Genomic DNA, 11,282 nt, shown 5'->3' on the forward strand with positions numbered 1-11,282 from the left:
GCCCGTTGGTCAAGTGGTTAAGACACCGCCCTTTCACGGCGGTAACACGGGTTCGAATCCCGTACGGGTCATACAAAATGCAGTGAATGTCAACTAGACGTTCATTGCATTTTTTTATTGGAAAATTCGCTGTTGAACTATTTTGCCACTCAAACTATAGCAAAGTGCATGTATTTATAGCACATATCTAATTAATCTGTCTGTATGAATATGGATTTAATTAGTCGTTAGAATTTAAAAACATGTATACAAAGCTAATTGCAAACCTTTAAAACCAAAATATGATATTCTTTTTGTAATTGAATTTTGTGTATGTATGAAAATCCTGATAATCAAATGAATAAGAATGGTGGTGAAGAAAATTGGGGTGACGGTAAAAGATATACTACAGCTACCTTCATTTAGAGGAGCAGAAGTGTTAACAGGTAAAAATAATTTGAATCGAACAGTTTCTTCATTATCTGTACTAGAAGTTTCGGATGGTGCCTTCTTTTCAGAAATTGTTCAAACGGTTCAGGAAGAATGGTACGCTGAAGAACTCGTTATTAGTTCCTTTTATTCAGTACGAGAAAGCGTTGAAAAACAGTGTGAAACGATTCAACATTTACATGATTTAGGCGAGTTAGGGCTTATTTTATATTATGTAGGTATTGTCTTGCCTACTATCCCACAGGAAGTTCTGCAATTAGCAGATGCACGAGATTTTATTATTATTTGTATGCCGAGAAATGATTACTCTCTTCGATATAATGAAGTCATTTATGAGGTGATGGAAGCGATTGTTCATAATCAAACAGTGAATGATTATTTCGTAAAAGAAACATTGGAGAAGGTATCCTTGCTACCTGAGCATTTGCAAAGCGTTGAAATTACATTAAAAATGTTATCAGATCGTTTGAAAGCTAATATTTTACTGACGAATATGAATTTTGATATTGTCAATCAAGTGATGTGGCCAAGAAATTCGTCTTTAGATGTTGCCACCATTATACAGGAGCTTTCAAAATCCAATTTCGAAAAAGAAAAAGGCAAACTAGATTTACAAAAAAATGATCTTTGCTGTTTTATTGAATATAAGAGTATTGTGCAAAAAAATGGCGAGCCATTACTACTCTTTCTAATTAAAGAGAACACAAATTTACCAGCGAAGGTGATTGAAAAAATTGGTGAGGTTGTGCAAGTTGCCATTAATTTATGGGGAAACAAGCATGATGAAGTGAGTGAGTATGCTTTAGTGAAGGCGATTGTGAATGATGAAAGTGAGAAAATGAGAAGGTTAGCTAAGCTGCTGCATATTGATGTCTCTGCGATTCAGATGATGTGGTTAGTGTCTATCAATGATTTATCAAAAGAAAAAAATATAAGAGTAGAATTAGATGAGCAACTTTCCAAATATTATAAAACACGGGTTATTCAATGTATTGATCACTGTATGATTGTCTTGTTAGGGAATGCTATGTATAAGTTTCATGAATTTGATATTGCACATGAATTTATTGAGACGACAGGTTATCAAGCCAAAATATCAGCGACGGTGTATTGCCCGAAAATGAAAGATACAAAAGCTGTTCGTCAAATGTATCAGCTAGTAAATCAAATAGGTGAAAAAGCACACACCATCTACCCAATGCGTAAATTATTTACAGCGGCAGAAATGCGTTCGATGAAACGGGCGATTGATTTAAGCATACAGGGTGAAGAAACAGTAGACGAATATGTATCAGTGATTGAGCCAATTTTGCAGGATTCAGAGTCATTAAGTACATTAATTGTCTTTTTATTAGATGCAAATGGCAGTTTTGATGAGTGTGGAAAAATTTTGTATATTCATAAAAACACCGTGAAATATCGTATGAAGAAAATTAGTGAATTAATTGGACATGATGTTACAGTGTACTCGGAGTTTTATGATGTTTATATGGCTTGTATGATTTATCGTTTAATAAATGATTAGAAATATCTGAATTTTTGTTAAAAAGGACAAAAATTCAGATATTTTTTTTCGTTTTTGAAAAAGACGTATCCTTATATGCTCTTTTATAATGAAAAAACATTAATCGATTCAAGAGAGCAAGGGAGGGCATTTTATGAAAAATAATAATCAATATCAATCTTGGTATAGTTTAGGGATTATCTGGGCTGGTGCTATGATTTGTATTCCAAGTTTGTTAGTAGGCAATGCGCTCATTTCTGGTATGAGCTTATCGAAGGCATTAGCTGTGTCATTTGTGGGGTATGCCATTGTTGTAGTTCTTATGATTTTACAGGGGATGCAAAGTAGTGATCTAGGGAAGCCAACTGTCCATGTTGCCAGTCAAGTATTTGGAAAAAAAGGCTCACGCACAATATTATCGATTATTTTAGCGATTGCCTGCTTAGGCTGGTTTGGTATTCAAGCCAACGTGTGTGGAGTGGCTGTAGCCAATTTACTTGCCACGTATAACGTGAATATACCTGTTCCACTAGCTTCATTAGTGAGTGGCTTAGTGATGGTTGTATCAGCTATTTACGGAATAAAGGTACTACGTGTATTAAGTTATATTGCGGTTCCATTTTTAATCATTATTTGTATCATTGGCTTAGCACCTATTTTAATTGGAGATGATTTACAACTAATTTTAAATTATCAGCCTAAGGGCAATATGAGCTTTATGGATGGCTTAGCGGTGACGATTGGCTCGTTTGCATTAGGAGCAGTTATCGCAGGAGATTATTCTCAATTATCAAAAAAGCGTTCAGATGTTATGAAGGCAGCGACGTTTGGGATTATTCCTGCTGGTGTATTGATGATTGGTGTTGGTGCTATTTTAACCATTGCTTATCAAACAAGTGATTTAACAGCCGTATTTTTAAGTATTATTACACCTTTTATCGGTGGTGTTGCTTTAATTTTAGCGACATGGAAAACGAATTTACTTAATGCCATTTCAGGTGGTATTGCGTTAATTAATGTATTTAATATTACGAAGGATAAAGAGAAAATGGCGATTGGTGTTGCTGGTACGATTGGCACATTGTTAGCCGTTGTAGGTATTTTAAATTATTTTACACCAATTATGTCTATTTTATCTGCGATGATTCCGCCTGTTGCTGGTGTCATGATTGCGTCATACTGGGTGATACACAAAGGCGATGCAAGTGCTTGGCGAGAGGTTGAGGGAGTTAATCGATTGGGCGTATTTTCTTGGTTAGTGGGTGCAATCATTGCAAGTGTTCCGGTTATTTGTTCGTTATTCCCAAGCTTACCAGCAGTGCCAAATCAGCCGTTGTTAGGCATTATCATTTCATTTGTTATTTATTATTTGGGGTATCGTATGTCCGCACAAAAAAATATTCTGTTGGAGGAAAATAGATGAGATATTTAGATAAAGAAGCAATTGAGCATATTGCCATTGGAGCTGCCTTTTTAGGGACTGGTGGTGGAGGCGATCCTTATATCGGCAAATTAATGGCACTTTCTGCTATTGAAAAAAACGGACCAGTGAAATTATATTCTGTGGATGAAATAACAGATGATGATTTTTTCATTCCAGCTGCTATGATGGGTGCTCCCTCTGTGTTAATTGAAAAATTCCCACGCGGTGATGAATTTGTCAAAGTATTTCAGAAGCTCGCTCAATATTTAGGAAAAGAAAAGATTGCTGGCACATATCCAATGGAAGCAGGAGGCGTAAACTCCATGATTCCGATTGTTGTAGCAGCACAGCTAGGGTTACCGCTGATTGATTGTGATGGGATGGGACGGGCATTTCCAGAGCTACAAATGGTCACTTTCCATTTAGCTGGCATTTCAGCAACCCCAATGGCGATTAGCGATGAAAAAGGCAATATGGGCATTTTCGAGACACTTGATAATAAATGGACAGAGCGTTTGGCACGTACAGCAACTGTTGAGATGGGAGCAAGTTCTCTTGTGAGTTTGTATCCAACAACAGGTGCGCAAATTAAGCAGAGTGGTGTGCATCATATTATTACATTGTCAGAGAAAATAGGCGAAATTATTGCTTCTAAAGAGCAAGAAGTAAAAGAAAAAATTCAAGCATTGCTCACACTTGTGTCAGGTTATGAGTTATTCCAAGGCAAAATTGTTGATGTGATTCGTGAAACAAAAGGTGGCTTTAACCTTGGGAAAATGAACCTTGAAGGAATTGATGAGCATAAAGGTGATCAAATGAACGTTCATTTCCAAAATGAAAATTTAGTAGCGGAAAAAAATGAACAGGTTGTAGCGATGACACCTGATTTAATTTGCCTAGTAGATTATGAAACATTATTACCTGTGACAACAGAAAGCTTAAAATATGGCAAGCGTGTGCGTGTAATGGGCTTACCAGCGCATGAAAAATGGCGTACAGCCAAAGGTATTGAAACAGCAGGACCGAAATACTTTGGCTATGATTATGACTATGTGCCAATCGAAGAAATGGTGAAAAAGGAAGTGGCGAAGCATGTATAAAATCGGGATAGATGTGGGTGGTACAAATACAGATGCGATTATTTTAGATGAGCACAATCATCTTATTCATAGTGTAAAATCACCAACAAGTCTAGATATTAAAACAGGTATTGAAATGTCATTGCGCAGCTTACTACAAGGGGCTGATATTGATAAAAGCCAAATTACACATGCGATGCTTGGAACAACACAATGTACGAATGCCATTGTTGAGCGTAAAAAATTAGCAAGAGTTGGTGTGATTCGTCTAGGCTATCCTGCCACTGCCTCTGTTTTACCTTATACGGCTTGGCCAAAGGATATGGTGGAACAGCTTTCTGGTCAGTATGCGCTAGTCCATGGTGGCTATGAATATGATGGACAAATATTAAGTGCATTGGATGGGGGGGAGATTAAAACATTACTTGAAGAGTGGCGAGATCAAGTAGAATCGATTGCGATTGTTGGTGTTTTTTCATCCATTAAAAATGACCAAGAATTAAATGTACGTGAGATGATCAAGGAAGCGTATGGAGAAGAATTTCCAATTTCTTGCTCATCACTTATTGGCTCTGTTGGGTTAATTGAACGTGAAAATGCGACTATTTTAAATGCTGCATTATGCAAAGTTATTCATACAACAGCGACAGGCTTTGTACAGGCATTAGAGGTAGAAGGTATTGTCGATGCACAGGTATATTTATGCCAAAACGACGGGACATTGATGTCAATTGATTATGCGAAGCAATTCCCTATATTAACCATTGCCTGTGGACCGACAAATAGTATTCGTGGTGCTTCTTATTTGTCACAAATCCAAAATACGATGGTATTGGATGTAGGGGGTACGACTTCTGATATTGGTGTGCTACAAGATGGCTTTCCAAGAGAATCCTCCATAGCAGTAGAGGTAGGTGGCATCCGTACAAACTTTAGAATGCCCGATATTATTTCTGTAGGACTAGGTGGAGGCAGTATTGTACGTGCTACAGATGGGCAAATTACAGTTGGACCTGATAGTGTGGGCTATAAAATTAGTGAAGAGGCACTAGTATTTGGTGGCTCTACGATGACAACAACAGATATTGCCGTGCGACTAGGTTTAGCGGATATAGGTGACTGTCATTTAGTAGCGCATATTGATGAAGCATTTGCAAAAGCAGTGCAAGAAAAAATTTCCCTTATGCTTGAACAAGCCATTGATAAAATGAAAACATCATCGGAGGATGTACAGCTTGTTTTAGTTGGCGGTGGAGGCATTATTGTGCCAGAAAGCATTCGTGGCGTTGCCAATATTGTAAAATCTGAAAATGGTGGTGTCGCCAATGCTATTGGTGCATCCATTGCTCAAATTAGTGGACAGTATGAGCAAATCTATATTTATGCGAAAGAGTCTCGTGAAGCGTCACTGAAGGATGCACAGGAGAAGGCAGTGAAGCAAGCGATATTAGCTGGTGCACTTGCAAATACGATTGAGTTAGTAGAGGTGGAAGAAACACCACTTGCCTACCATCCTGAAAATGCGACAAGATTAAAGGTGAAGGTAGTAGGGAAAATGAGCTAAACTAAAAGGAAGAGTCTGTTTGCGCAGATTCTTCCTTTTAGTTTATGCACGTGCTAACATTCGCTCAAGCGATAAACGTGCTTCTATTGCTGTATTGCTATCCACTTGAATGCGGTTCATTGGCTGTCCTTCAACGATACTTTCCAGTGACCAAAGTAAATGTGGCAAGTCAATGCGATTCATCGTTAAGCAAGGACAGAAGTTTTCGTTTAATGAGATAATGTGCTTATCTGGATGCTGTTTGATAATACGATGCACGAGATTCATTTCTGTACCGATTGCCCATGAAGAACCACTTGGAGCATTCGTAATCGTATCGATAATATATTTGGTAGAGCCTGCATCATCGGCTGCTGCTACTACTTCACGGCTACATTCAGGATGCACGATAATTCGCATTTGTGGATATGTTTGACGAATCATTGCTGTATGCTGAACGGTAAAGCCTTCATGTACAGAGCAATGTCCTTTCCACAAAATAACTTGAATATTTTCTGGTGCTTGCGTTGTTTCTAATGTATTCGTATGTGGATTCCAAACAGCCATATTTTCCAATGGTACACCTAAATCATAAGCTGTATTGCGTCCTAAATGCTGGTCAGGTAAGAAAAGAATACGTTGCTTTTGCGTAAAAGCCCATTTTACCATGTCCTTTGCATTCGAGGATGTTACACAGGCACCACCATGTCGTCCAGTGAACGCTTTAATCGCAGCAGTCGAATTAACGTAAGTAAGTGGGAGGATTGTATCTCCAAAAAGCTGCTGTAAAATAGGCCATGCTTGCTCAGTTTGATAAATATCCGCCATATCTGCCATTGAACAGCCTGCACGCATATCTGGTAAGTAAACGTGCTGCTGTTCAGACGTCAGCATATCTGCCGTTTCTGCCATAAAATGCACACCACAAAATACAATATGCTCCGCTTCTTTATTGGCCGCAGATACTTGGGCAAGTTGTAAGGAATCACCTGTTGCATCTGCAAATTGAATCACTTCATCTTTTTGATAGTGATGACCAGGAATAAAAAGCTTTTTACCTAGTGTTTGTTTAATATCGATAATGCGAGCTTCCATCTCATCTTTTGATAATGTACGGTAGTGCTCGGGTAATAGGGTTGTTTGTTGTAATAAACTAGTGATGGACAAGAGAATCGGCTCCTTTCAATTGAACAAGTGCGCTAATATCAAAGGCTTTAACAGAGTGTGTTAATGCACCAAGAGAAATCCACTGTATGCCAGATTGTGCATAAGCACTTAAATTTTCAAGTGTAATACCGCCAGATGCCTCCGTTGCAATATGCTTAGGGACAAGTGGCAGCCACTCACGTATTTCATCAGGTGTACGATTATCAAACATAATGACATCGGCTCCAGCAGCAATAGCTTCTTCTAGCTGTGCCTTTGTTTCAATCTCTACTTCAATTTTGACAGTGTGCCCAATTTTGGCACGAGCAGCTTGAACGGCTTTTGTAATGCTTCCTGCAAATGCAATATGATTGTCTTTTAGCATAATGGCATCATATAAGCCATTGCGATGATTGAAGCCACCACCAATGCGCACCGCATATTTATCCAACATACGTAAGCCAGGCATCGTTTTGCGTGTATCACATACTTTTGCCTGTGTACCGACTGTTTCATTGACAGCTTGATGTGTAGCTGTTGCAATGGCAGACATACGCTGAATAAGATTTAAAATTACACGTTCCCCCATTAATAATTTTTGGAGAGAGCCTTGAATATGAGCGATGGTTTCCCCACGTTGAACGATGTCGCCATCCTGTTTATTCATTGTAATCGTCATCGATGAATCAAGAAGACGGAAACCATGTTCAATAACAGGAGCACCGCAAAAAATGCCATCTTCCTTTGCATAAAAGGAAAAAGCCCCTTGCTGTTCAGTAGAAAAAAGAAAGGTGCTAGATAGATCACCATCACCTATATCTTCGTTAAAAAATTGTTTGAGCATTTCCTCGAGTTTGATGATATTCATATAAAGAATTCCTCACTTCCATTTGTCCTTGTGAAAAAATAATCCAACGATTTGCCCACTGTGTATCCATATAGGGACAATCTGTACGAATATGTGCACCGCGTGTTTCTGTTCGTGTCATGGCGGCGTGTGCCATTAAGGCTGCTACAATGTGCATCATATACAGTTCAATTTGCTGACGATGTAATTGAGTAGTATCTACATGTAGAAGCTCTTGTAGAGGTGGCAATTGTTGTGCAAAATAATGGATGTCTAGAGGGTTTCTAACAATTCCTAATGCCTGTGTCATGTTTTGTTGCAACTCTTTCTTGGTGAATAGGGCTGGTAATGGTTGTGAAAAATCTGTTGATTGAATTTCAAATTGCTGTTGATGACAGCCTATATCAATAATGGTTTGAGCCATTTTATAGCCAAATGTGAGCCCCTCTAGTAAAGAGTTACTAGCTAAACGATTTGCCCCATGGACACCTGTACATGCTGTTTCTCCAATCGCATATAAAAAAGGAATGGATGTTTTTCCTGTATCATCCGCAATGACACCACCCATTAAAAAATGGCTACCTGGCGTTATCGGAATTAAGCCATCTTGTAGTGCTATACCGTTATCCATACAAAGCTGAGCAATAGTAGGAAATTTTTCTGTAAATTGCTCAATCATTGAAATATCTAAAAATGTTTCCTGTCCCGCCAGCCGCCTAATAAATAGAGTATGGGCGGTAATATGCCGTGGAGCTAAATCCTGTCCTTTCATGATTGGCTGTCGCTGTGCGTCGACAAAAATACCACCTGCACCACGTACTGCTTCGGACACCAAACCTTTTGCCTCTCCATCACACCATAATAAACTAGGATGAAACTGCATAAATTCCATATCACTAATAGCTGCTCCTGCACGATAAGCAAGAGCGATGCCATCACCTGTATTGGTAGAAAAATTAGATGTACAGCTATAAAGGGCCCCTGCACCACCTGACGCAAGAATAATATGATGAGCAAGATAACATTTAGTGCCTGTGTCGCCTATTGTCAGTGCACCAATACATTCCCCTTGTCTATTTAATAAAAGCTCATAAGCAAGTTCGTTTTCATTTAAGGTGACTGTGGAAGGAAGCTGGTTTAGTAAATAATGAATGAAATGTTTACCAGTTTGATCGCCACCTGCATGTAAAATACGGTGATGGCTATGTGCACCTTCTAGACCAAGAAGCGGTTCTCCATTGGCTTGACGATCAATCGGTAGCCCTTCCTTTAACAGTGAAGTAATTAATTCAGCGCCATCTTCAATTAACGTATTTACATTTTTTTGTACATGATGGTATTCACCAGCGCGCAATGTATCTGCAATATGAAATGTTGTATGATCTGTTGCTGTTGTAACGGCTGCAATGCCTCCTTGTGCACGATAAGAGCTACTTGTTTTCACAGACGTTTTTGTTACAATTTGTACATGAAAATGTGTGCCGAGTATACGTGCTGCTTGAAGTGCCGCAATACCACTACCAATAATTAGCACATCTGTCTTTACATCCATAACTATACCTTCTTTACAGTTGTCTTGACACATATCTTTACATAAAATAAACAAGAAAACAAGACTTTGATAAAGAAGAAAGGACGAAAAAAATGATTTATTTAGATTATGCTGCCACTTCACCTATGACAGCGAAAGCAATTGAAGCATATAGTGAAGTAGCAAAACGATATTACGGTAATAGTGCAAGCCTGCATGACTTGGGTGGACAGGCACATCATTTTGTTGAACAAGCAAGAGCAATCATTGCCAATGCCTTACAAGTGAAAAGCGATGGTGTTATTTTTACTGGAAGCGGGACAGAGGGGAATATATTAGCCATCTTGTCATTAGCGATGGTAGCTAAAAAAGGCAAGCATATTATTTCCTCACAAGCAGAACACACATCTGTTCATGCTGCATTAAATACGTTGGAGAAAATGGGCTATCGTATCACAAAGCTACCATTAAAGTCCAATGGTTGTATTAGTGTGGAGCAACTGCGTGAAGCGATAGAGGAAGAGACATCAGTAATTTCCATTCAGCATGTCAATTCAGAAATTGGGTCCATCCAACCAATAGCCGACATTGCTCATATGGCAAAGCAGGCTAATATATTACTGCATGTTGATTGTGTACAATCCTTTTGCAAAGTACCATTACAGGTACAAGTGGATGCGCTCACAGTGTCTGCACATAAGATTGGTGGACCAAAAGGCTGTGGAGCTATTTATATCAACCCTACATTACGTGTGCCTGCTTTAACACCAGGGGTTACACATGAGAGAGGATTGCGTGGAGGCACGTTAGATACACCAGCTATTGTCGCTTTTGCTACAGCGGTAGAAGAATATAAGTATGAACAGCATCATTATGAAAAATTACGTCAATTTTTTAAACAGCATTTACCGAAAAATTGTTGTTTGATAGAGAGTGAGGAGCAGCTCCCTACGATTTGTGGGATTGTCATGAGGAAAGTAGAAGGACAATATGTTTTATTGAAATTAAATGAGGCAGGTATTTGTATATCCACAGGTAGCGCTTGTGATATTCACAGCGATTCGGGAACAAAGGCTATTTTATCAATGGGGTATTCTGTTACAGAAGCACGTCAGTTTTTTAGAATTTCATTTGGACCAAGCACAACAATTGAACAGTTAGAAACGGTACAGCAGCAGCTTTCTATGATAGATTATGAACGCTTCATATAGCAGTTAGCATGGAGAATGATGATGTTATACTACGAGTTCAATACAAATAACATTCCTTTAAATTTAGATGGAAAGTGATAATGGACAGGAAAAAGATGCTGGATGTTGAGCAAAATTAAGATGGTGAAGTATCAAAACTTTCGCAAATAGTATCATTTGAGAAATAGATAAGAGATTGTGTTGAACTTATAAATATCAATTGAATAACAATTCTATTCATTTCTAAATAAACTATTTTCTTTTTGTAAATCACTTGTTATAATGAGCAACAGGGCACTTTTTCTTTTAATCCAATTTAAAAAAATAATATTTTTTTAAAAAAGGTATTGCATATTTTAGAATAACATTATACAATAATTCTTGTCTTGAAGGACAAGTGATTGTTTGAAAGAGACATCAAAAGTCTAGTGATGATGGCAAAGAGGTCACACCCGTTCCCATACCGAACACGGAAGTTAAGCTCTTTAGCGCCGATGGTAGTTGGGGGATTCCCCCTGTGAGAGTAGGACATCGCTAGGCATAATACCCAGGAGGATTAGCTCAGCTGGGAGAGCATCTGCCTTACAAGC

At 38.5% G+C, this 11,282-nt stretch carries 8 protein-coding genes, 1 tRNA gene and 1 rRNA gene; 7 read left to right on the top strand and 3 right to left on the bottom strand.

Annotation, left to right across the window (positions count from 1 at the left end):
• The 5 genes from OPF91_RS19020 (at nucleotide 1) to OPF91_RS19040 (ending at nucleotide 5,999) form a co-directional block, all read left to right on the top strand.
• Nucleotides 1–71 (top strand) — tRNA-Glu (locus tag OPF91_RS19020).
• Between the two features lie 275 nt (nucleotides 72–346).
• Nucleotides 347–1,954 (top strand): PucR family transcriptional regulator, encoded by a 1,608-nt coding sequence (locus OPF91_RS19025; RefSeq protein ID WP_264990496.1) that lies wholly within the window; start codon nucleotides 347–349, stop codon nucleotides 1,952–1,954.
• A gap of 133 nt (nucleotides 1,955–2,087) precedes the next feature.
• Nucleotides 2,088–3,356: a cytosine permease gene (locus OPF91_RS19030; RefSeq protein WP_264990497.1), complete on the top strand. Its 1,269-nt coding sequence runs from the start codon at nucleotides 2,088–2,090 to the stop codon at nucleotides 3,354–3,356.
• A complete protein-coding gene (locus tag OPF91_RS19035; protein ID WP_264990498.1) occupies nucleotides 3,353–4,456 on the top strand; it encodes an S-methyl thiohydantoin desulfurase family protein in 1,104 nt (367 codons plus the stop codon). Before OPF91_RS19030 ends, OPF91_RS19035 begins: the two co-directional genes overlap by 4 nt.
• Nucleotides 4,449–5,999 (top strand): hydantoinase/oxoprolinase N-terminal domain-containing protein, encoded by a 1,551-nt coding sequence (locus tag OPF91_RS19040; protein WP_264990499.1) that lies wholly within the window; start codon nucleotides 4,449–4,451, stop codon nucleotides 5,997–5,999. The genes OPF91_RS19035 and OPF91_RS19040 overlap by 8 nt, the downstream gene beginning before the upstream one ends.
• Before the next feature lie 42 nt (nucleotides 6,000–6,041).
• Here the strand turns inward: OPF91_RS19040 and nadA are convergent, their stop codons facing one another.
• The 3 genes from nadA to nadB are packed head-to-tail and all read right to left on the bottom strand — an operon-like array spanning nucleotide 6,042 to nucleotide 9,523.
• Entirely contained in the window at nucleotides 6,042–7,145 is a 1,104-nt protein-coding gene (gene nadA / locus OPF91_RS19045) for a quinolinate synthase NadA (protein ID WP_264990500.1), read from the bottom strand.
• The gene (gene nadC, locus OPF91_RS19050) at nucleotides 7,132–7,992 is read right to left on the bottom strand and encodes a carboxylating nicotinate-nucleotide diphosphorylase (RefSeq protein ID WP_264990501.1); all 861 of its coding nucleotides are present in this window, start codon (nucleotides 7,990–7,992) and stop codon (nucleotides 7,132–7,134) included. The genes nadA and nadC overlap by 14 nt, the downstream gene beginning before the upstream one ends.
• Nucleotides 7,949–9,523 (bottom strand): L-aspartate oxidase, encoded by a 1,575-nt coding sequence (gene nadB, locus OPF91_RS19055; RefSeq protein ID WP_264990502.1) that lies wholly within the window; start codon nucleotides 9,521–9,523, stop codon nucleotides 7,949–7,951. The genes nadC and nadB overlap by 44 nt, the downstream gene beginning before the upstream one ends.
• 92 nt (nucleotides 9,524–9,615) lie before the next feature.
• Here nadB and OPF91_RS19060 point away from each other — a divergent pair, with 92 nt between their 5' ends.
• Both OPF91_RS19060 and rrf read left to right on the top strand, forming a co-directional pair.
• A complete protein-coding gene (locus OPF91_RS19060; protein WP_264990503.1) occupies nucleotides 9,616–10,713 on the top strand; it encodes a cysteine desulfurase family protein in 1,098 nt (365 codons plus the stop codon).
• Between the two features lie 403 nt (nucleotides 10,714–11,116).
• Nucleotides 11,117–11,232 (top strand): 5S ribosomal RNA (rrf, locus tag OPF91_RS19065).
• Nucleotides 11,233–11,282 lie beyond the last annotated feature (50 nt).

Source organism: Lysinibacillus piscis (assembly GCF_026012395.1).
Classification (GTDB): domain Bacteria; phylum Bacillota; class Bacilli; order Bacillales_A; family Planococcaceae; genus Lysinibacillus; species Lysinibacillus piscis.

Bases quoted from the DNA above. Each gene is read 5' to 3' on its own strand.
- OPF91_RS19025 (WP_264990496.1), top strand. From the start codon at position 347: ATGGTGGTGAAGAAAATTGGGGTGACGGTAAAAGATATACTACAGCTA.
- OPF91_RS19030 (WP_264990497.1), top strand. From the start codon at position 2,088: ATGAAAAATAATAATCAATATCAATCTTGGTATAGTTTAGGGATTATC.
- OPF91_RS19035 (WP_264990498.1), top strand. From the start codon at position 3,353: ATGAGATATTTAGATAAAGAAGCAATTGAGCATATTGCCATTGGAGCT.
- OPF91_RS19040 (WP_264990499.1), top strand. From the start codon at position 4,449: ATGTATAAAATCGGGATAGATGTGGGTGGTACAAATACAGATGCGATT.
- nadC (WP_264990501.1), bottom strand. From the start codon at position 7,992: ATGAATATCATCAAACTCGAGGAAATGCTCAAACAATTTTTTAACGAA.
- nadB (WP_264990502.1), bottom strand. From the start codon at position 9,523: ATGGATGTAAAGACAGATGTGCTAATTATTGGTAGTGGTATTGCGGCA.
- OPF91_RS19060 (WP_264990503.1), top strand. From the start codon at position 9,616: ATGATTTATTTAGATTATGCTGCCACTTCACCTATGACAGCGAAAGCA.